Consider the following 21,221-nt stretch of genomic DNA (forward strand, 5'->3'; position numbering starts at 1 on the left):
GAAGATATTTTGACAGAAACCCGGTTTCTAGGTTTTATGAGAACTTATTGATTCTGACTTTCTGCTAACAAAGCTTTACGGGCTTCTTCGGTTTTTTGGCGATCGAGTTTGAACATCACCACCGCCAAAGGAGGCAAGCAAAGATCCAAAGAATAGCGACGATTGTGCATCCACCATTCATCAGCCCATTTACCGCCTAGGTTGCCCATATTGCTGCCGCCGAATTCTTTAGCATCGCTGTTAAAGATTTCGGTATAAAAACCGTGTTCGGGTACGCCAACCCGGTAATGGCTGTGGGGTTGAGGGGTGAAGTTACAAACTGTCAAAATAAATTCATCGGAGTCTTTAGCGCGGCGAATAAAAGAAACTACGCTATGACGGTTATCGCTGCAATCAATCCACTCAAACCCTTCCTGAGCAAAATCCCAAGTATAAAGGGCGGGTTGTTGGCGATAAAGCCGGTTTAATTCACTAAAGAAGCGCTTAGTTTGTTGGTGGGGTTCATACTGCAACAGTTGCCATTCCAAGTCACCCCAGACATTCCACTCACTCCATTGGCCAAATTCCATGCCCATAAACATGGTTTTCTTCCCTGGGTGGGCGTACATATAGGCAAATAAGCAGCGCAGGTTAGCGAATTTCTGCCAGCGATCGCCCGGCATCTTGCCAATAATATTGCTCTTACCGTGAACCACTTCATCGTGAGATAACGCCAGCATGAAATTCTCGCTGTGGTTATACCACATACTGAAGGTGACGTTATTTTGGTGGAACTGGCGGAACCAAGGATCCATGCTGAAATAGTCCAGCATATCGTGCATCCAGCCCATATTCCACTTGAGGTTAAAGCCCAAACCGCCCACATAAGTCGGCCAGGAAACCATCGGCCAAGCGGTGGACTCTTCCGCCACAGAAAGTGTCCCTGGGAAATAACTGAAAATCAGGTGATTAACCTGCCGCAGGAAATCAGCCGCTTCAATATTTTCCCGTCCGCCATATTGGTTGGCAACCCATTCCCCTGGTTTCCGGGCATAGTCCAGATACAGCATAGACGCCACTGCATCCACCCGAATGCCGTCAATGTGGTATTTGTCAAACCAGAATAGGGCATTGGCATAGAGGAAGTTCCGCACTTCGTTGCGGTTGTAGTTAAATACCAAGGTGCCCCATTCTTTGTGCTCGCCTTTGCGCGGGTCGGCGTGTTCATAGAGGTGAGTCCCATCAAAGAAGGCTAAACCGTGACCATCTTTGGGGAAGTGACCGGGCACCCAGTCTACCAATACCCCAATGCCGTTTTGGTGGCACTGATCCACGAAGTACATGAAGTCTTCGGGACTGCCGTAGCGAGAAGTGGGAGCAAAGTAGCCGGTGACTTGGTAGCCCCAGGAGCCATCAAAGGGGTGTTCGGCAATGGGTAGCAGTTCGATATGAGTGTAGCCGAGTTCTTTGACGTAAGGAATGAGGCGATCGGCGAGTTCCCGGTAGGTGAGAAAACGAGCGGTGGTTTTCAGTTCCGACACAACCACTACGGGTTCTTCGGTGCCGTCGGGTTTAACCGCTGGTTCCGCTGAAGCTGCGTGTAGCCAAGAACCTAAATGGCATTCATAGACGGCAACGGGCTGAGTTAAGGCATCGGTGTGACGCCGTTTTTCCATCCAGTCGCGATCGGTCCAGGTGTAGGTTTCTAAGTCCGTAACGATCGAGGCAGTTTTGGGGCGGGGTTCTTGTTGGAAACCGTAGGGATCGGATTTTTCGTAAATATGACCTTCATTATTCTTAATTTCATATTTGTAGGCTTCCCCTACCCCAATTTGAGGAATGAACAACTCCCAAATCCCGTTGCCGATTTTCCGCATTTGGTGTTTGCGACCGTCCCAGGAGTTAAAATCTCCCAAAATTGATACGTTGCGAGCATTGGGAGCCCAAACGGCGAAATATACCCCTTTGACTCCTTCAACCACCATTGGATGGGCGCCTAGTTTTTCATAGATGCGGTGATGGTTGCCTTCGGCAAATAAATGGATGTCAAAGTCCGTGAGTTTGGAAGACCGGAAGGCATAAGGATCGTAGATGACCCGTTCGCGATCGCCTTCTTTGACCCGTAGCTGATAGTTAGAAAGTTCGGTTGTTTCGATGGTGCATTCAAAGAAGTGAGCATTATGCACCGATTGCATGGAATATTCTTTTCTGACTTCTGGGAGTACGACCCAGACTGCTTCGGCGTTGGGTAGATAAGCTCGCACCACCCAGCTTGTTACTTTGCCATTTTCTTCAATCGGATGAGGCCCAAGGATTTGAAAGGGGTCTTGATGTTGGTTCCATACAATACTGTTAACTTGATCGGGAGTAATGGTTATGGACATGAACCTACCTAATTATGAAGTTTACTAATGTGAGAAAAGATAAGTTGCCTCTTGATCTTGTTTATAAAAACATCTCATTGTTATGAGTTTTCAGCGATTTCTCACTTAATTTATCCCACGTTTGGGGATAAATTTGTTTTATGTGAGAAATTGTTACAAGCCTAGGCAAGCTCCAGTGGTCATCGGTTTTCCGGTTGAGGACAGGGACAGGAGAAAACCTAACCCTATACGGGTAGAGGCAAAACCCCTGCAAAACGGCATGAACCGTTGCTGGGTGATGAGACGATATTCTCATACACCAGAGATATTAAATAATGTAAAGGAAAATGGCTACAATCGATCTTTAGTAGGTGACAAGCCGGTGGCTAGGGGTCGGTCAGGGGATATATTGCTCAACTACAAACAACAAATAACAAGTAACAATTAACAAATAACAAATAGCACTAAAGAGGGAACATCTGCCGCAGTAAGTAGCGGATGGGAAATTTATTGATAATGTGGCTGGTGGCCGAGAATGCTGATGTTCCAGTAGGGAGGTTGGGATTGTCAGTCCAGAGTTCTGGTTGTTGTAGCTGGAGTTTTGCATATTCCGCAGGGGTGATGGGTTGACCATCAATGGGCGATCGCGCTTCGGTGATGATCTCTGTGCGTAAAATTTCTTCCGGCAGGTCTTCTGGAGGCGGTAAGGCGATCGCGGGGGTGGGGAGGAGGAAGCAGAGGAGCAGGGGAGCGGGGGGGCAGGGGAGCCGCCAACGAGCGGGGGGGCAGGGGAGCCGCCAACGAGCAGGGGAGCCCGCCATCGGCAGGGGGGCAGGAGCCCTAGGGACAGGGCAATGCGGTGTCCTAGGCGCTATGAGACGAGATAATATGGGACGATTAACCATTTTCATTACAAACCAGGGGGTAGGGGTTCATTGCAATTGTGATGGATTTGGGCAATGCGTTCAAATAGCCAGGGGTATTTTTGCCGATATTCAGGAATGAGGGCAAGGGGACTGAGAAGGGCTGCGGCAGCAATGTCGGCTACGGAGAGGCGATCGCCCACTAAGTAGGGACGGGTTTGCCAGCGTTCTTGTAATACCGCGAAGGCGGTTGTGAGGCGATCTCTGGCAAGGGCGACCGCTGCGGGAGTAATGCCATATTGTTGGCGGACGATGGTAATCACCAGTTGGCTGGAAAAGGAAGGGTCAATCGCTTTGCCTTCTCCAGCGCGATAATCATAGTAAACAAACCGGGTAGCGGTGCCAATACTTTCATCAAGCCAATCTTCTAACATCCAGGCTTCGGTGTCTAGGGTGCTGCCTAGAGATAATGGCGGTTCGGGACTATAAGCTTCGAGAAATTTCAAAATTTGGGTCGAGTCCCCAATGGCTTTGGGTTGCCCGTCAACCTCTGGCAAGAGTACCGGGGTAGTGGTTAACCCTGTCAGAGGTTTAATCTTGAGGGCGTGTAATCCTGGGGTTAAATTGTTAACGGTATAAGATATTTTTTTATAACCGAGTGCGAGTCGGGCTTTCCGACAGTAATGAGAGGTACTAAATTGCAATAGCAGCATTGATAGATTCCTGGGGATGGCCGAGGGATTCACTCCTATATATTAGGGCTATATTACGGCGAAAAATTAACCCAAAATTTACAAATCTTAAATCTTTGTCAGATTTGCGAAAAGCGGATGACGATTCCTGTAGAGAAAGGCTAGGCTATTAATCAGCCTAATCCTTCATATCCTACAGCAGCTATGGCAAAAGAACTGGCGATCGATACTCGCGGACTGACTAAGCAATTTGACCGACAAATTGCCGTCAATGATGTAGATTTACAGGTAGCTTGTGGCGAAGTTTATGGACTCATTGGCCCCAACGGCGCAGGCAAAACGACACTAATTAGAATGTTAGCCACTGCGGAAGAACCCACTACTGGAGAAATCTATATTAATGGGGAACGTTTATTAAGAGATAATTCTAATCCGACCCTGAAACAACGGCTGGGATTTTTGCCCGATGATTTTCCTCTTTATGATGACCTCACTGTTTGGGATTATCTCGACTATTTTGCCCGTCTTTATCACTTAAGACAACCCCGGCGCCGTCAACGGCTTTATGATGTACTAGAATTGGTGCAACTCAGCAATAAACGCAATAGCTTAATTTCTACCCTATCGCGAGGGATGAAACAACGCCTCAGTTTAGCCAGAACCATTATCCATGAACCAATACTTTTACTATTAGATGAACCTGTCTCTGGGTTAGATCCGATCGCCCGGATGCAGTTTCGGGAAATTATCAAAATTCTCCGAGAAGCGGGGATGACAATTTTAATTTCTTCTCACGTTCTCAGCGACTTAGCGGAACTTTGCACCTCCGTAGGCATTATGGAACTTGGCTATCTGGTGGAAAGTGCGCCCCTGAAAGAACTTTATCAAAGATTAAGTGGCCAGCAAATTATTATCTCTACTTTGGGTAAATTAGAAGCATTAGAGTCTGAATTGCGTAATCATCCCCAAATAGACGGCTGGGAAATTCTTTCCGATCGCAACAGTCTGCGGGTGCAATTTTCCGGTAATCCAGAAGATAGCGCTAAATTGCTGCGATCGCTCGTAGAAAGTGGCATTGCTCTCACGGAATTTCATTGCACCCAAGAAGACCTAGAAACCATTTTTCTCAAATTAGGACATAAGCAAGCCTCTTAAGGCAGGAGTGCGGAGGGGCAGAGGGGCAGGGGTAGGGAAACGGCAATGTCGGATTAAATGTCGGATTAACAGTTAGCCCCAGTTTCTAACCCAGCAACCAAGAACAAATAACCGACAAAAAGTATCTGGAACAAATAAGTATGTTCACAATTACAATGATTGACAAAATAATCGATATAGTCGGTGACTGGAATGCCCAGTTATTTCGAGAACTAAAAGGAAGATTAACCCTGCGGAACTTAATCTGGGTCGGAGGAGGTTCTTTAGGCTTTCAATTTCTACTCTTTACCGCATTATCTGACTCAAAATGTATTAAATATGAAAATAATCACTCCCTCGGTTATTGTGTAGAATATGTTTGGGAAATTAAATGGTTATTAATATTTCAATTTCTTTATTGGATGCTTTCCTTGATCTTATTCTGCGGTGGAGTTTACCTGCTGGTGCGTGATTTAACTCAAGAACAACGTGGGGGTACGCTGAATTTTATTCGCTTAAGTCCTCAGTCCAGCCATAAAATTTTTATCGGCAAATTATTAGGGGTGCCGATATTAGTTTATCTGACAATTTTACTGGCAGTTCCGTTACATTTAATTTCCGCGATCGCTGCGGGAATTCCGCTCGGATGGTTGGTCAGTTTATATGCTATAGTTTTGGTGGGGGCTATTTTTCTTTTTTCCTTGGCTATGCTGACTATTTTGTTTAGTAGCGCCGAACATCAAGAAAGCGCCTTGGCTATCGTGAGTTTTTGTTTAGGGTCATCGTATTTAGCCATAATTTTTACCCGATTTTCCTGGTCTAGCCTGACATATTATGGTTGGGAAAGCTGGCAATGGTTTGCTTTACCAATTGGCAACCATTTAGGGTTAATGACTCTCTGGACATTGATGACTGTTGGGACGGTTGCGTATTGGATTTGGCAAAGTTTAAATCGCCGATTTAATCATCCTCATTGCACCTTAATCAGCAAAAAACAAAGTTACTGGATCGTGGGCAGTTTTCAAGTATGGCTACTAGGATTACTTTGGCCATTCATGTCGGTAATTAAAGATGATAAAAGCTTATTATTCACTTTACTGCCGATTTCCATTATTAACCTAGGCTTTCTCTTAATTATTGCCGCCATAATTTGTCCGCAAAGACCAACTCTGATTGATTGGTCACGATATCGAAATCAAAATCAAAATTTCTGGCAAGGAACAAGCGCTGGGGAAAAACAGAATTTATGGGCAGATTTAATCTTAGGAGAAAAAAGTCCCGCCCCAGCAGCGATCGCTCTTAATATCGGCATTAGCAGCTTAATTTTGATCCCTTTTTGGATCTTAGTCAATAGCAGTATTTCTAACTCAATGCAAGCGATCGCCGCTTGGGTGATGAGCGTTAATTTAATCTTAATTTATGCCCTAATTATTCAGCTAGGGCTATTAATGAAAAGCCAACAAAGAGCCGGTTTAACCTTAATTGAATTAACTAGCGCTATCTTTTTACCGATACTAATTTTATTAGCGGTAGAAAACAAATCTCCGGTGTTGTGGATGTTTTCGGTATTTGGTATAGCTTGGGCAGCGGTGCCAGAAGCCCCCGCGATCGCGATCGGTTTTGTTATATTAGGTCAATGGTTAGTCATTGCCGGATTGAGTTTTGGTTTAACCAAAAAATTGCATCATCTCGGTGCCTCTGACTCTCAAAAATTACTTACGTCAGTATAGAGACAAATCACCATGAATCTAAAAAAATTTGTTGAAAAATGGCTGGACAGTTTGAGTGATATCAATCCCCAACTCTTTCGAGAAGTCAAAGGGCGACTGAAAACCCGCAATGTGGCGATCGCTGCGGCAATTTCCCTCGTAAGTCAGATAATTCTAGTGGGGACTTACGGCAGCCAATTACCCAACAGCCTAAATACATACTATTCCCATTACTACTGCTTAGAAACTTACCGCGAAATAAACTCTGGATATGTATGTTTAACAGATACTTCTGGCCAAGTGCTAATTAACTGGGATTTATGGTGGCTAGACATATTTTTGTGGCTCAGTTTTGCAGCGGTTTTCGCCCTCTTTGTGGCGGGGACATATATGCTAATCAGCGACCTAGCCAAAGAAGAAAAAAATGGCACCCTAAATTTTATCCGCGTCAGTCCTCGGTCTACCCAAACAATTTTGCTGGGTAAACTATTCGGCGTACCAATATTACTTTATCTGGGGGTTTTATTGGCCATACCGCTGCATACTTGGGCTGGATTATCCGCACAAATTCCCTTGGGATTAATCATCGGTTTTGATATCGCTGTAATTGCTGGCTGCATCTTCTTCTATAGTTTAGCCATGCTATTTGGGCTAACCACTGCTTACTTAGGTGGATTTCAAACCTGGTTAGGCAGTGGTTTAGTCTTTGGCTGCCTCGCATTCACATCTGTAGAACTAGAGCGAGAATCAACCCCAGTCTTTTATGCACCTATGGATTGGCTAAATTTATTCAATCCCGCCATATTACTGCCAAACTTAGTTGCTAAGAATCTAGCCAGCTTACAACCCGCAGAGCATTATTTTAACTACGGTAATTTATCTTCTTGGCAATGGTTTTATTGGCCGTTAGGTGCTTCGGCGATCGCTATTTTTTGCCTCATGGTGGTAAATTACTGCCTCTGGACTTATGCTATCTGGCAAGGGCTTTCTCGTCGCTTCCCCAACCCCACCGCCACGATAATTAGTAAGCGCCAAAGTTATAACCTGGTTGCTCTGTTTCAATTAGCGATGCTAGGTTTTGCTCTGCAAGAAGGACAACCTTATGAATATAGCGAATTTATTAGAGCTTTTTCTGAGAATTTGGGTTATATATTACTCTTAAATCTACTGCTGTTTATTGGGTTGATCGCGGCGCTTTCTCCTCACCGGCAAACGGTACAAGATTGGGCGCGATATTCTCACAGCAACAGTTTTAAATCCCTGTGGCAGGATTTGGTTTGGGGTGAAAAAAGTCCGGCGATTGTGGCGATCGCGCTTAATGCTATTTTTGCCGCTGGTTTATTAGTCCCTTGGATTTTGCTATGGCCTAATGAAACAATCAAAACCGCTGCTTTAGGGAATCTCTTATTATTCATTAGTTCGATTACCATTTACGCAGTCATTGCCCAGTTAATGTTATTAATGAAAACCCAGAAACGAGGCATTTGGGCAGCCAGCATTGTAGAGACATTAACTGTTTTGCCTCTAATGGTTTTTGTCTTGTTTTCCCTGGAACCCGATGACCAACCATTTCTCTGGCTATTTTCCGCCTTTTATTGGGCGGCCACAGAACATATTTCATTCAATTATGTGCTGTTAGCTTTTGTGGGGCAATTTGCCATTTTAGGTGGTTTAACTTTGGTGTTGAAACGGCGAGTGAATCATTTGGGTCAGTCAGCCACTCAAGCCTTGCTGAAACCAGTGAAATTGCCTACAATTTAAGATGTAAATGTCGTGGGTTAATCACTGCTTGAAAATTGTAGTTTTGCTTAATGTCAATTTGGTGCGTTACGTCGCTATTTTAAAAGTTAACGGTTTTTATATCAGTTAAGTTAGCGACTAACGCACCCTACCCGTTACTGAACCCAACCTACGCTAAATAAAGATGGTGCGTTACGGCGCTATTTTGAAAATTAACGGTTTTTATATGAATAGAATTAGCGCCTAACGCACCCTACTAACCACTAACTATGACCCAAAAAAATACCATGAATATTTCATTATTAGATCCCATCGGCGAATGGAATCCGCAAATATTCCGTGAATTCAAAGGACGGCTGAACAATCGGAACGTTTTCCTCGGTATTGGTGCATCTCTGGCGATTCAGCTTTTGTTATTACTTTACTTCTGGGTACAACTGCCCTCCAGAAAAATAGAACTTTATCATCCCTATTGTACGGAACCAGAGGGTTTTTGTACGATTAATTGGCCGGAGTGGTGGAAAGATTTACACCATAGTTTTAGTTGGATTTTGGTTTTGACTCTGGTGGTGGGTGGAGTTTATTTATTAGTCTCAAATTTAGCTGAAGAACAGCGGCGCGGCACTTTAAATTTTATTCGCCTAAGTCCTCAGTCAACCTATAATATTCTCTTGGGCAAAATGGTGGGAGTTCCCATCATTATTTTCTTAGGGGCTGCGGTGGCTTTGCCTTTGCATATTTGGTCAGCGATCGCGGCTGATTTTTCTGTACCTTTGCTACTGAGTTTCTATGTACTCTTAGGGGCAATTTGCGGTTTCTTCTACAGCCTGGGAATGCTTTACGTTTTTCTGGGCGGAACTCAAGGGGCGATCACCGCAGGCACAGCTACTTTTTGCCTTTGGTTATCTCTATATACGGATTTCGGCATTTTATATGATTACTACATGGAATTTCAAGACTTGCAATGGTTTTGGACTGCGATCGCCGATAATATCTTCGCATTCCGAGGATTTGCTATCTTCAATTGTCTTCTGTGGATTTATTGGATTTGGCGAGGGTTAAACCGCCGCTTTAAAAATACCACCGCGACAATTTTTAGCAAAAAAGAGAGTTACAGCTTAGTCGCTTGTTTTGAGATTAATTTACTAGGTTTTGTTCTACCCCAAATCAACCTATTTCCACCCAGCACTTATGTTTTTGAAAACAGCATAATTGCCCTTGCTTTAATCAACTTATGCTGGTTTATGGGTTTGATTGCTATGCTGTCTCCCCATCGCCAAACTTTGCAAGATTGGGCGCGATATTCCCATACTCAAAATTTGAAATATTCCTGGCAAGATTGGATATTTGGTGAAAAAAGTCCTGCCCCAGTAGCGATCGCGATTAATCTTGGCATCACAATCGGTATTTTCCTGCCTTGGATTTTGTTATATCCCATAGATAGCAAAGAACAAATATGGGTGATCGCGGGTATTTTCATTTCTTGTACATTAATGTTGATCTATGCGGTATTGGCTCAACTCATCCTGTTAATTAAAAACAATAAACGGGCAATTTGGGCAACTTCAAGTATCGGCATCGCCATGATATTTCCCTTATTGCTTTTAGGGATATTCCAGGTTAATCCAGACTATGTTCCCGAATTGTATCTGTTTACCCCACTCCCATTTTTAGGCACTGAATATATCTCATTAAACGGTTTTCTCGGAGTAGTCGTCAGTCATTGCAGTATTATTGCCGCTTTAACCTGTAAACTGAAACAACAACTTCGTCTAGCCGGTGAGTCACAAATAAAAGCCCTTTTAGCTGGTGATTAATCGATGACTTACCCAAATTAAATTTTTCTGTTCTAGGGTCAATGTAGGGGTTAATTTAGGGGTCAATGGCCATTGACCCCTACAAACAACAAACAACAAACAAACCAGAAATAACCTTGTATTTGTAACAGCGAGCGAAATTTTCGTACAATTGCCATAAACGGTAATTGTGAGGATACTGTGATTTTAAGGTTATTGTGTGTACTGATTGTTACTGTGGGGATTTGGCTGGTAAATATAGTGCCGGTAATGGCCAAATCAGAAAATCCCACCACCGAAACCCAAATTATTCAAGCGGAAGAGTTGGTCAGTCAAGCTATGTCCGCGACTAATGCCGGAGACTTTGCCACGGCAGAGGCTTATTGGACGGAAATTTTACAAATGTTTCCCGAAAATCCGGCAATTTGGAGTAACCGAGGCAATTCTAGGGTTAGCCAGAATAAGTTGGCAGAGGCGATCGCGGACTATAACAAGTCTATAGAACTTTATCCCAATGCCCCGGATGCCTATCTCAACCGGGGCACCGCGTGGGAAGGGTTGGGGCGCTATGAAGAGGCGATCGCGGACTATAACCATGTCCTAGAACTCAACCCCGAAGATCCCGCAGCCTACAATAACCGAGGCAATGCGGAAGCGGGTTTAGGACAATGGCAAGCGGCTGTGGCTGACTATGAAAAAGCCAGTGAATTAGCCCCCGAATATGCCTTTGCCCGCGCAAACTATGCCCTGGCCCTGTATCAGCTTGGGGAAAAGTCCGAAGCCTTGCGGCAGATGAAAAACTTAGTCCGCAAATACCCCAAATTTGCCGATATGCGGGCAGCCCTTAGCGCCGCCCTGTGGTCAGAAGGCAAAATTGGCGAAGCCGAAAGTAACTGGGTGGCAGCAGCAGGATTAGATCGCCGTTACCAAGACCTCACTTGGGTGAGTCAGATTCGCCGTTGGCCTCCGGCAATGGTCGCCGCTTTGCAAAAATTTATTGAAATTAAGTAATTGTTGTTGGTTGTTGGTTGTTGGTTGTTGGTTGTTGTTGGTTGTTCGTTGTTCGTTGTTCGTTATTAGTAGGGTGGGCAAAATTTTGCCCACCCTACCAATGGAATAATCTGGAACAAACAACAAAAAACAATTAACAACCAACAATTAACAAACAACAACCAACTAAATCCAATTCCAGTCAATTTCGTTGTTTTTTTAATAGAATAAACGATGAAAAATAGCAAAATTATTGTATAAAAACACCCTGATGGTTATGTTGCCTATCCTTTAGGTATCAAGGGAGTTGTAGTCGGTCAAGGGGATACATATCAAGAGGATCTCAATGATGTGCGATCTGCTATTTTATTTCATGTTGAGACTTTTGGAAAATCGGTAAGCTGAATAAGAAATTATTGAAGCTTTTGCAAAATAATGGATTGATACCCCCCACCATTAAAACCCTTATAGGCTTTTTAGCCTGGGAAAGTAACAAGTCTATTGTTATTGGTTATTAGTTGTTAGTTATTAGTTCTGAAAATTCGACCACGAACAACTAACAAGCAACAACCAATAACTAACAACTAACAACGAAAGAATCCCTACCCAATAACTAACAACCAATAACTAATTTTTGAATTAATTCTGGGGTTAATTCTTGGACGTTGCTCAGGACCACAGCGGCGCCCGCTTTTTCTAGGTTTTGAATATAGGCTTCCCGGCGATCGCTCGTGACATGAGGGGGCAAGACTCCCACCCCGACCCAAAAGCGATTCCGCGCCAGCGGATCCCTGCGGGAATCGCCTTGTTGTTCCTTAGCTTTCTGCACCGTCCACATATCCGCCACCGTATCGCCGACATAGATCACTGGAGTCGTTTTTGAGATGGGATACTGTTGTTGCAGTTGGGCTAAAACGGCAAAAAGTCCGGTGGGGTCGGGCTTTCCGGGGGCATCTTCCATCGCTACAACCACGGGATTTTCCAGCCCTAACGCCCCTTCTAGCACATAAGCAACTTCTGCCCGCATTGCCCCACTAAAAAATCCCCAAGGAATTCCCGCATTTGTGAGACTGGCTAAGTAACTGGGTTGTAATAGTAAAGGTTCTTGGGTGATGTAGCCATTCATGTTCACCGGGTCGGTGCCGCGATACCGGGATTGAAAAAATGCCACTAAGGTTTCAAAGTCAAGATTTATTTCCCCACGGCTTTGACCTTGCCGTTCAAAATAGCGATAGATTAATTCTTGGGAAGCTTCCCAGTCATTATTCCAGATGCCTTCTGATTTGAGTTGGTCGATATCCCCAGGGGTGGGGCGGTATGTCGGGCGGTATTTGGCGGCGGTGAAGTGTTCCACGGTATCCGCGATCGCCCGTCGGTATGACCCACTCACGTCCCTGACCACCCCATCGATATCAAAAACCGCGATCGCGATCGCCCGGTCGCCTCTAGTTGATTCCCCGCTCACTGATTTCCTCCCAAAAAAATAATTGCTGTATAACTGCGCTATTCACAAAAATTGTTGTACAATAGAGAATTGTACATTTGTAAAATAGTCACCGCATTGTCCGGGAGGTTTGATTGTCAAAATTCATTCTAAAGGTTCTCTGGCTAGAGGACAACGTAGCCCTTGCGGTAGATCAAGTTGTTGGTCAAGGCACCAGTCCATTAACTCGTTACTTCTTTTGGCCTCGCAATGATGCCTGGGAAGAACTGAAGAATGAACTCGAAGGCAAGCACTGGATCGCCGAAGTCGATCGCGTCGAGTTACTCAATAAAGCTACAGAAGTAATTAACTATTGGCAAGAAGAAGGCAGACGGCTTCCTTTATCCTCTGCTCAAGGTAAATTTCCAGAACTTCAATTTACTGGTAGCAGTTGATCTAGCTTTCCGAGAATCTTTTTACAGCGGATATCCCTTGGTAATTGAAAATAGGGGGACATCCGCTGATTATTTTTTTGGTGGTTGGTGGTTGGTGCTTGGTGGTTGGTGGTTGCTGAACAAACAACAAACAACAAACAACAATCAACAATCAACAATCAACAATCAACAATCAACAATTATGTTGAAAATTTGGCTGCACCAGGGGCAGATTCGCTTTTTGCGATACTTCGCGAGCATACTGCTGCATCGTCACAATTGTGAAGCGATCGGACATTAAATTAAGCACTTGACTGAGGATTTCTATTTTCTTTGCCGAGGGCAGTTTCATCGCCGGGAAAAATGCCAACTCTGGGGCATCATCATAACCAAGAAAATCCAAAGGATGAAGCAATAAAGACGGTTGCACTCCGGTTAAGCGGCATAACAACATGGCTATCCGAAAATAAAGTAAGGCTAACCCCGTTGAAAATTGACTCAGATAGAGAATATAGCTGACATGAATTGGCACTTTAAAAATGGGCATAGTAGTGACAGGAATTTCCACAATTTCCCCGGCATCCAGATGCCAATGATAGGGTTTTAAGGGTCGAAATCCTTCGGCGAGACTGCCAAATAATGCTTTGCGTTTGCGTTGTTCTTCCGGGTCTAATTTGGTGGTGAGGAAATAATAAGCCCGGGCAAGCGGGCCGAGAAAAGTGGGGAAAGTTGAGGCATCATATTCATAGCCTTGTCTTTTCAAAACCTGTAAAGTGTTTTGGGAAATACTGAAACCAGGGCCGCGAAATCCAATGGGACGTTTGCCCGTGACTTGCTTAATCTGCTGTTGGGCTATGACAATTTCTTGTTCAATTTCTGCCTCGGAATAAAGATGTAACCACGGTTCGTGATTAAAGGAATGATTGCCAATTTCATGGCCTGCATCGGCGATCGCTTTTAGGGCTTGGTGGTTTTTTTTCAATGCCGCATCTTGACCGACAATAAAGACAGTAATGGTCTGATTTCTGGCTTTGAGAAATTCCAGGAACCGAGGCACAACAATATCCAAGTAGGAGGGGAAGGTTTCCCAGCCGCGATCGCCGTGAGTTTTCATATATGACCATTTGTTATCCAGGTCTAGGGATAAGCTGGCGTAGGGTTTGTTATTTTGTTGCTTATTTTTATTTTTGTTCATGGTTTTAATCTCAGGAATGGGGTTTCTCTTCGTAATTTTTGCCTCCTCACCCAGATCCAGATTTGGTGAAAACACCCGCTTTTTGGTCGTTTTTGCTTTGGATGAAGTCATGCCAAGATAGACCCAACCGGGTGGCGAGGAAAAATCCGATCGCGGTGAGACTGAAGAACATGAGAATTCTCAGGGTGATGGCAAAAGCCACGATCGCATCTGGGGGAATGGCGTAGAGTCCCAGTCCGAATCTGATGGCGGCTTCAAATGGGCCTAAGTAACCGGGGGACGAGGGAATGGCGATCGCTAATGCCACAACCCCTTGGACGAACAAAGCCCCCATTGGGCCGGGGGTATTAATGCCAAAGGCCAACATCAGGAACCAGTAGGTCATGCCGGTCATGCCCCAAATACAGAAACTCTCCATCACCGCCATAATGCCCCGTTGAGGATAGCGGAGGGCTTCGAGTCCACTGAGTAGACTGCGGACGATCGCCTCAATTCGGGGGGCATGGCGACCCAGACCGACGACTCGGCTAACTTTGCCGACGAATTCCGCGATCGCCAAAGGCCATCTAGCGGCGGATAAGAACATTACACAGGCGATCGCTAACACCAGCGCGATCCAGCCAACGGGCAAAGAGGAGAAATTTCCCGGTTGTACGGCCCCAAGGTGACTAGCTTGGGTCACGGACAACAGGGCAATTAATAATAAGAGAAAGGCGACCACCGCATCCAGCAACCGTTCGGCGAAGATGCTTCCCAGGGCTGCCCCCAAAGGAACGCCGCCAAATCGGTGCAGAATTAAAGAACGAATCACCTCTCCCGCATGGGCTGGGAGAATAGCATTACCGGCAAAGCCAATGAACACCGCAGATTGACGGATTTTAAAGGACCCTGGGTCGTGGTGTGCCCCCAGCAAGGTGCCCCAACGTCTTGCCCGAATGGAAAAGGAACTGATAAAGGTGATTAACCCCAGCAGCACCCATTCTCCTTGGGATTGTTGCACCGCTTGCCATACCACCCCTGGGGATACACCCCGTAATGCCCAGACTAAAAAGACAATGGTGATGATTAGACCCAATAGTCCGTATAGCCAGCGACGAACGGAAGTCTCTCTTTTTTTCAGGGAATCTTGTTTTTCTTTCATATCAGTTCCCCTTGTTTAAAGCTTGAAAGCTTGGTTGCGCCGGATCTGCTTTTGCCGTGTTTCGCCAGACAAAATCCACACTGGGAAGTCGCCAACCAGGGACTTGGGTGCGATCGAGATGCCATCCCAATCCGTGATAAAACAGTTTGGCGGGAGTATTGTCCGCGTCAACGATCGCTCGAATTTGGCAAATTCCTGCCTCTTGAATCTGGCTTACAGCCCGGTTGAAAAGATCCTGGGAAATTTGTAAACCAGATTGTCTAATAAATTTTGGATTTCGGTAAGCAGGCAGTACCCCAAAAGAAAGCAGTTCTCCCTCCAGTGCTTCTGCTTCACCAGTAGGGGTCAATGGCCATTGACCCCTACTCCTCATAATTTGCCATGCTTCCCAAATCGCCGCCAGTCGCTTAGGTTCCCGCAGCACCGAAGTGCCAATGATCCAGATTAATCGCCACCAATGGCGTCGGAGGCCAATTCTCATAAACCGGGCTGAGTCTGGTGTGGCGACGATAAATCCGGCGGGTTGACCGTCGATATAGGCCACGGCACCACAAATTAAACCCTCGCGGGGCAATATATGATAGTAAAATTGCTCCATAAATCCCTTACCCAATAAGACAATTGGGCTACTGGGGATTAGCTCTTGATGCAGTCGAGCGAGAACTTGCACGGGTGCAGGGGTGTTTCGATCAAAGGGAACAAGTTGGTAAGAGATACTCATTAACGCCTCTCCTGTCCGTCGCGGACACTAAGCATACTGGCTACCAGACGAATTAGATCCGGGTCTTGGGGCAGGGGATCGTGGCCGACGCGACCTTGAAATAAGTAGTTGCCGGGACTGGTTTCTTGCACCGGGACTCCCGCAGGGATGGGGATGGGCAGTCCTCCAGCCCCATCAATTACGGCACTATTTTCTGGTTTAATCCAACCATCGGGTTCAATTCGCACGGAGAGATATAAAATCTCTCGGTCTGTGTCTGGGGGAATGGTTTTGACTTCTGGGGAATCAACTCCCAGTCCGAAGGGAGTTTCATCAATCGGGGCGCAGGGGGTGCCATTGAGTGCCACCTGCAAGGGACTGTCCTCCGCAGAAGTGGCAAAGGCTGGACACATTTGTTGATTCCCTGCTCCGGAATAACCGCAGAGGGCATTGGTGCCATGATTAGCCCCGGCAAGGGAAATCCAAGTGCGTACCCGTTCTGGATGCAGTTTGGCGATGTACCAGCGACTGCTTACCGCCCCCATACTGTGCGCTACGATATCCACCTTCACGGGTATCGGTTCGATATTTTTTGGGACGTTAGATTTTTGTTTGGCGGCATCTCTGGCGGCTGCCTGGGCTTTGGCCAACATCGACTCCACCGCAGGGGCAATGAAGGTTTCGGCGGCGCGATCGTTTGCCCCATCATTGGGCTGGATCTCCACGGCGTAAAGATATGCCGATGGATAACCAATTTCTTGCAGATGTTTGATCATGGGCTGCCATGTGCTTGAACTTAAGCCGGAACCGTGGACAAATAGCACCGGGGTACGAGAATAGTCAGGAAAGTCGTTAGTCGATTTCGGGGTTGGGGAATACCCCTTTGCCCCCGCTTCAAAGGGAGGGGAAATGTTGGCTTTGGAAGCACAGCCGAGGATCGTGCTGAGAATACAGGCGATCGCTATCCGTAGGGTGGGCAAAATTTTGCCCACCCTACCCTCGGTTGAGGCTTGGATTTGATTCATGGGATTCATAAACGACTCCTGATTGGTTTTGCCGGATTTCCCGCTACAACGGTATAAGGTTCTACGGCCTTGGTGACAACCGCCCCCGCCCCAACCACACTCCCTTGACCGATATCGTTCATCACCACTGCATTGGCCCCGATCCAGCAGTCATCGCCAATTTGAATTCGCCGTAGTTGGCCACCTTGTAAGGCGATGGGAATGTCGGTGCGATCGAAATTGTGATAGCGGGAACCACTCAAAAGTTGGCAACCGTCGGCAATCAAAACATAAGACCCAATATCGCAATAATGAATCGTAATATGGTTGCCAATATTGACATTGCTGCCGATTTTAATATTGCGATAAGTCAATATTGTGCCAAAGCCGATCGCCACATTTTTCCCACACCAGGTTAAAGTCCAGCGGTAGAACTCATATCGGATAATTACCCCGAATAAATAAGGGACAATTGCTAACAATTCAGAAACCGTGCGAAAGATAAAATCCGATTTTCGAGATAACCAGGCTAAAGGTAATACTAATGGCCAAGAAAGTATCCCTGCAATTTTCATCGCTATACGGAGATTTTTGGGCTGGGAAAACTGGTGATATTCCACTGGGGTATAGCGATCGCTGACAATTGGTTCAACCAGTTTCAATGTCCCTCCTCATTTTCTTAAACCGTTCGCTATGCATCCAATCATTTGCCAAAACGACTTTTTGGGGAATTTTAAATTTAGGCATTGTTTTTTGACAAAAACTCCACATTCGTTTTCTAAATTCTGGGAGGCTTTCATTGGTACTTAGTTTAACTTTGGCCTTAACAATTTGCCCGGTAATTGGGTTTTTTTCCGCGCAAACGGCCACATCGTCCACTCCGTCCATTAACTGAAGAACACTTTCGACTTCTGCGGGGTAAACTTTTTCCCCACCCACATTAATCATTTCTGATTTTCGGCCTAAAAATCTAATATATTCTCCGTCAACTTCTACCGCATCACCAGTTTTTAACCAGCCATCTTCCGTAAAAGGACTCGGTGCATTCATGTAGCCCAACATGGCGGATTTTGCTTTAATTTCTAGCTGACCATCCACGATGCGAGTTTCAAATCCTTCGCCCCCAACTTTTACCCACAAAGAATCAGAAGATTTTGACTTTGATCGCATAATGCCAATTTCTGATAATCCATAGGTTTGTAATAATCTAACATTGGGAAATAGTTGGTTAAATCGTTTTAAGGTGGTTTCTGCCATGACTTCCGTGCCATAAGTCACCAGCTTAAGACTAGAAAGATCATAGCGTTTGTATGCTTCACTCAACAATATTAAATTAATAAAAGTGGGTGAAGTGGGCAATAATTCTAGCTTGTATTTTTCAATGGCTTGGCAAACTACATCCGGCGACCTATCTTCAATACTAACCACTAATCCCCCATTGGCTAAACTATAAAATAAGGTATTAATTCCGCCGATATGATCGAAGAGTAAAAAAGTCAGGGTGCGTAAAAATTGGCGTGGTTCTTTAAATTTTTCTAACAGCGGCACAAAATCATGGACGGTCGCTTTACTTTTTCCCGTAGAACCGGAGGAAAAGAGAATCAGTCCCGGTCTGCTTTGCTGTTTCAGTTTTAGCAAAAGTTCGTGAGTGGCAGTGATGGGCGTTTCCTCAATTTCCACTGCTTCTAAATCACTGACTTTAATGATTTTTTCTACCTCAGCAATTTCCCGAAATTCCGCTTTTTTCATGTCTACAGAACTACTCAGGGGAACAATGATGCAGTTCTGTTCGATTAAAACTAACAACAAGGCGATCGCGTTGGGCGAAAAATCTGCTTCCAAGCTGACCACTAACCCTTCAATTCCCCTAAGTTTTTCGCGCCAATCGGCGATCGCATTTAACAGCCAATCGTAGGAAAATAGCTGGTTTCGCCAGACGAGCGCCTCTTGTTCTCGATGGCGATTAAATATGTCAATTAAAAAGTCAATATACACTTAAAAACCTCCATAATTTTTGGTTAAATTAATTTATTTCAAACATCCTTATGACTTACGCAACGACTCTATAAGTAGGTGAACATAATTAATTTCACTTTTCTTTCCCCGCCGATAGGCTGTGGATTCCCGCCTTCGCGGGAATGACAGTTTTTTTCTCATTGGGTCTGTGGTTATTTCTGCCCGTCTACTTATATGGGATATTGGTACGTTACGCTTTGCGCTTTCACACCCTACCGATTTCATGCGTAATTCCTGATTCAGCCATTCGATGTTTGACCGGAATTTTGGTAATTTTTTCTGATTTATAGGCAAGGGTTACGCAACTTATGCCTTTAATTTTGGCGGCAATTTCCCTGACGCGATCGATTAAGTGCATTAGTAACATTTCATTACCATGAATCCCCACCGCAGAATAGTCTTCTCGCACCACGATATGCAAAATCGCCATATTGTCAGGATTTTCGCGCATATAAGCAATCATCCCCAGCAATTGCCGATCGGCTTTTTGACCATTCAGGGCAAATAATGCTTGCACCATTGAGAAAGAACCCACCCCAATTCTCAGGCGATCGCCATCCCGGTAAATTTTCGGTTGACCATAGCGTTCTACCGCTGAAATTACCTCATTTCTGACTTTTTCTTGTTGGGGGTTGAAAAACATCAGCTTTTCTAAATCATCATAATAATCACTATTCAGCACCGAGGAAAAAATGATTTTACTCATCTTCAGCTTCTCCAGTAATTAACAATGAGAAACCGTTCAATAATCAATGATAATCTCAAAAATTAGACGCCCCCTAAAAACAGATTTTGACCTGTAACTAAGCCACTTTCTTTTTTGAGATAAAAGTCAATCACATTAGCCACATCTTCACAGGTTCCCAAACGGTGAATCGCTTGTTTGGCAAGTAACTGGTCAATTTTTTCTTTCGGGACAGCCCGAATTAAATCCGTCTCAATGGGTACGGGACCCACGGAATTAACCGTAATGCCAAATTCCGCAAATTCTCTGGCTAAAACTTCCGTTAAAGAAAGCACTGCTGCTTTTGATGCCACATAAATCGCTTCTCCTGCTAATTTCAGGGGTACGGCGATCGTGGTGAAATTCACGATGCGACCATACTTATTTTTTTTCATTAATTTAGCCGCTTCTCGACAAAAGAGAAAAGTGCCGACCACATTCGTATCTAACAGTTTGTGAACTGTGGAAACGGGAGTGAGCAAAGAATGATTCATAGAAGCCATTCCCGCATTATTAATTAAATGATCTAGCCGACCATAAGTTTGGCGTAAATCGGCAAAAATTGCCTGAACCGCTTTTTCATCCGCAACATCCGCGACGTAATGAATATAACCGTCTAATTTCCAATCGATTTCCCCGCGACTGCAACCAATGACATGATGTCCTTGGGCGACATAGTGTTCGGCTAAAAATTTGCCAATTCCTTTGCGAGTTCCGGTAATCAAAGTAATCGGATGATCCATATTATTTACGTTTCCGTAGGAATTAAACTACTGGCATATTCAGCTAGAGAACTGATATTACGATAGGGGCTGTGCTTTTGGGACATGGCTTTTTCATCCGCGAGACTCACAGTAACTCCATATTTATCGGCGATCGCTTCTTCCACCGCGACCACCAGGGAGACCAGTCCCAAGGAATCAAATAAGCCGTGCTTACCAAACAGCGGAGTATTTTCGTCTAAATTATCAGAAATTTCTATATCTTGTTCCTCGGCAATGTCCCGAACATTGGCCAAAATTAGGGAGACAATTTCCGAAGTTATAGTAGATTTCTCCAATGTGGTCAAGGGTTGATTACTCATGGATTACTCCTTTTCGGGTGAGTCGGTGAACTGCGATCGCCTTGCCGACGAATCGCTGAAAATTTCTATATCCCTATGAAAAACCCGATTCATCTAGCTGTGTTGCCAGTTTGGCATTATGTTACAAAAATTTACTTTTTTTGCAATTTGGTACTTGACTGACTCAAGCGATCGCGATTTTTCAATTGCCATAGCCCAGGCAGGTCGCTGGGTTGAATTTTAATTATTTTTGAG

General features: G+C 45.0%; 18 protein-coding genes and 1 pseudogene. 6 read left to right on the forward strand and 13 right to left on the reverse strand.

Going from position 1 to position 21,221, the window contains the following annotated elements; all coding sequences use genetic code 11:
- Positions 1–44: 44 nt before the first annotated feature.
- From glgB to AM228_RS05800, 3 genes are all read right to left on the reverse strand, one after another.
- Entirely contained in the window at positions 45–2,363 is a 2,319-nt protein-coding gene (gene glgB, locus AM228_RS05790) for a 1,4-alpha-glucan branching enzyme (RefSeq protein WP_054465147.1), read from the reverse strand.
- A 443-nt stretch (positions 2,364–2,806) separates the two neighbouring features.
- Positions 2,807–3,163 carry a hypothetical protein gene (locus AM228_RS05795; RefSeq protein WP_054465148.1) on the reverse strand — a complete coding sequence of 119 codons (357 nt, stop codon included), beginning with the start codon at positions 3,161–3,163 and terminating at the stop codon, positions 2,807–2,809.
- A gap of 89 nt (positions 3,164–3,252) precedes the next feature.
- Complete coding sequence (locus AM228_RS05800; protein WP_054465149.1) at positions 3,253–3,918, reverse strand: glutathione S-transferase family protein; 666 nt, start codon at positions 3,916–3,918, stop codon at positions 3,253–3,255.
- Between the two features lie 183 nt (positions 3,919–4,101).
- Here AM228_RS05800 and AM228_RS05805 point away from each other — a divergent pair, with 183 nt between their 5' ends.
- From AM228_RS05805 to AM228_RS05825, 5 genes are all read left to right on the forward strand, one after another.
- Positions 4,102–5,052: an ABC transporter ATP-binding protein gene (locus AM228_RS05805; RefSeq protein ID WP_054465150.1), complete on the forward strand. Its 951-nt coding sequence runs from the start codon at positions 4,102–4,104 to the stop codon at positions 5,050–5,052.
- 140 nt (positions 5,053–5,192) lie between these two features.
- Positions 5,193–6,761, forward strand: a complete 1,569-nt coding sequence (locus AM228_RS05810) for a hypothetical protein (protein ID WP_156331563.1) — start codon at positions 5,193–5,195, stop codon at positions 6,759–6,761.
- A 12-nt stretch (positions 6,762–6,773) separates the two neighbouring features.
- Positions 6,774–8,501, forward strand: coding sequence for a hypothetical protein (locus tag AM228_RS05815; protein ID WP_054465152.1), 1,728 nt, complete (start codon positions 6,774–6,776; stop codon positions 8,499–8,501).
- Between the two features lie 248 nt (positions 8,502–8,749).
- Positions 8,750–10,297, forward strand: a complete 1,548-nt coding sequence (locus AM228_RS05820) for a hypothetical protein (RefSeq protein WP_054465153.1) — start codon at positions 8,750–8,752, stop codon at positions 10,295–10,297.
- A 183-nt stretch (positions 10,298–10,480) separates the two neighbouring features.
- Positions 10,481–11,287, forward strand: coding sequence for a tetratricopeptide repeat protein (locus AM228_RS05825; protein ID WP_369817678.1), 807 nt, complete (start codon positions 10,481–10,483; stop codon positions 11,285–11,287).
- A 592-nt stretch (positions 11,288–11,879) separates the two neighbouring features.
- On the opposite strand, the gene AM228_RS05830 is transcribed toward AM228_RS05825, so the two are convergent.
- Positions 11,880–12,731 (reverse strand): TIGR01548 family HAD-type hydrolase, encoded by an 852-nt coding sequence (locus tag AM228_RS05830; protein WP_231636643.1) that lies wholly within the window; start codon positions 12,729–12,731, stop codon positions 11,880–11,882.
- 113 nt (positions 12,732–12,844) lie between these two features.
- Between AM228_RS05830 and AM228_RS05835 the strand changes: the two genes are divergently transcribed.
- A complete protein-coding gene (locus tag AM228_RS05835; RefSeq protein ID WP_054465154.1) occupies positions 12,845–13,144 on the forward strand; it encodes a 30S ribosomal protein PSRP-3 in 300 nt (99 codons plus the stop codon).
- Between the two features lie 172 nt (positions 13,145–13,316).
- Here AM228_RS05835 and AM228_RS05840 read toward each other — a convergent pair whose 3' ends face one another.
- The 9 genes and pseudogenes from AM228_RS05840 to AM228_RS05880 all read right to left on the reverse strand — a co-directional run bounded on the left by AM228_RS05840 (position 13,317) and on the right by AM228_RS05880 (position 20,987).
- Entirely contained in the window at positions 13,317–14,318 is a 1,002-nt protein-coding gene (locus AM228_RS05840; RefSeq protein ID WP_054465212.1) for a polysaccharide deacetylase family protein, read from the reverse strand.
- A 46-nt stretch (positions 14,319–14,364) separates the two neighbouring features.
- Positions 14,365–15,459 (reverse strand): lysylphosphatidylglycerol synthase transmembrane domain-containing protein, encoded by a 1,095-nt coding sequence (locus AM228_RS05845; RefSeq protein ID WP_054465155.1) that lies wholly within the window; start codon positions 15,457–15,459, stop codon positions 14,365–14,367.
- A gap of 1 nt (position 15,460) precedes the next feature.
- A complete protein-coding gene (locus AM228_RS05850) occupies positions 15,461–16,180 on the reverse strand; it encodes an N-acetyltransferase (protein ID WP_054465156.1) in 720 nt (239 codons plus the stop codon).
- On the reverse strand, positions 16,180–17,193 hold the full coding sequence (locus tag AM228_RS05855) for a triacylglycerol lipase (protein WP_054465157.1): 1,014 nt from the start codon (positions 17,191–17,193) through the stop codon (positions 16,180–16,182). The genes AM228_RS05850 and AM228_RS05855 overlap by 1 nt, the downstream gene beginning before the upstream one ends.
- Before the next feature lie 2 nt (positions 17,194–17,195).
- Positions 17,196–17,345: pseudogene (locus tag AM228_RS36660) on the reverse strand (DapH/DapD/GlmU-related protein); the annotation flags it as partial.
- Between the two features lie 466 nt (positions 17,346–17,811).
- Positions 17,812–19,158, reverse strand: coding sequence for a fatty acid--CoA ligase family protein (locus AM228_RS05865; RefSeq protein WP_054465159.1), 1,347 nt, complete (start codon positions 19,156–19,158; stop codon positions 17,812–17,814).
- Positions 19,159–19,384: 226 nt separating this feature from the next.
- Positions 19,385–19,885, reverse strand: a complete 501-nt coding sequence (locus AM228_RS05870) for a hypothetical protein (protein ID WP_054465160.1) — start codon at positions 19,883–19,885, stop codon at positions 19,385–19,387.
- 62 nt (positions 19,886–19,947) lie between these two features.
- Positions 19,948–20,646, reverse strand: a complete 699-nt coding sequence (locus AM228_RS05875) for an SDR family NAD(P)-dependent oxidoreductase (RefSeq protein WP_054465161.1) — start codon at positions 20,644–20,646, stop codon at positions 19,948–19,950.
- Positions 20,647–20,651: 5 nt separating this feature from the next.
- The gene (locus tag AM228_RS05880) at positions 20,652–20,987 is read right to left on the reverse strand and encodes an acyl carrier protein (RefSeq protein ID WP_054465162.1); all 336 of its coding nucleotides are present in this window, start codon (positions 20,985–20,987) and stop codon (positions 20,652–20,654) included.
- Positions 20,988–21,221: the final 234 nt, after the last annotated feature.

It is taken from the genome of Planktothricoides sp. SR001, from assembly GCF_001276715.1.
GTDB classification, from domain to species: domain Bacteria; phylum Cyanobacteriota; class Cyanobacteriia; order Cyanobacteriales; family Laspinemataceae; genus Planktothricoides; species Planktothricoides raciborskii.

Coding starts and splice junctions, on each gene's coding strand:
- AM228_RS05800 (WP_054465149.1), bottom strand. CDS start 3,918: ATGCTGCTATTGCAATTTAGTACCTCTCATTACTGTCGGAAAGCCCGA.
- AM228_RS05840 (WP_054465212.1), bottom strand. CDS start 14,318: ATGAACAAAAATAAAAATAAGCAACAAAATAACAAACCCTACGCCAGC.
- AM228_RS05810 (WP_156331563.1), top strand. CDS start 5,193: ATGTTCACAATTACAATGATTGACAAAATAATCGATATAGTCGGTGAC.
- AM228_RS05870 (WP_054465160.1), bottom strand. CDS start 19,885: ATGAGTAAAATCATTTTTTCCTCGGTGCTGAATAGTGATTATTATGAT.
- AM228_RS05880 (WP_054465162.1), bottom strand. CDS start 20,987: ATGAGTAATCAACCCTTGACCACATTGGAGAAATCTACTATAACTTCG.
- AM228_RS05815 (WP_054465152.1), top strand. CDS start 6,774: ATGAATCTAAAAAAATTTGTTGAAAAATGGCTGGACAGTTTGAGTGAT.
- AM228_RS05845 (WP_054465155.1), bottom strand. CDS start 15,459: ATGAAAGAAAAACAAGATTCCCTGAAAAAAAGAGAGACTTCCGTTCGT.
- AM228_RS05795 (WP_054465148.1), bottom strand. CDS start 3,163: ATGGCGGGCTCCCCTGCTCGTTGGCGGCTCCCCTGCCCCCCCGCTCGT.
- glgB (WP_054465147.1), bottom strand. CDS start 2,363: ATGTCCATAACCATTACTCCCGATCAAGTTAACAGTATTGTATGGAAC.
- AM228_RS05805 (WP_054465150.1), top strand. CDS start 4,102: ATGGCAAAAGAACTGGCGATCGATACTCGCGGACTGACTAAGCAATTT.
- AM228_RS05855 (WP_054465157.1), bottom strand. CDS start 17,193: ATGAATCCCATGAATCAAATCCAAGCCTCAACCGAGGGTAGGGTGGGC.
- AM228_RS05875 (WP_054465161.1), bottom strand. CDS start 20,646: ATGGATCATCCGATTACTTTGATTACCGGAACTCGCAAAGGAATTGGC.
- AM228_RS05820 (WP_054465153.1), top strand. CDS start 8,750: ATGACCCAAAAAAATACCATGAATATTTCATTATTAGATCCCATCGGC.
- AM228_RS05850 (WP_054465156.1), bottom strand. CDS start 16,180: ATGAGTATCTCTTACCAACTTGTTCCCTTTGATCGAAACACCCCTGCA.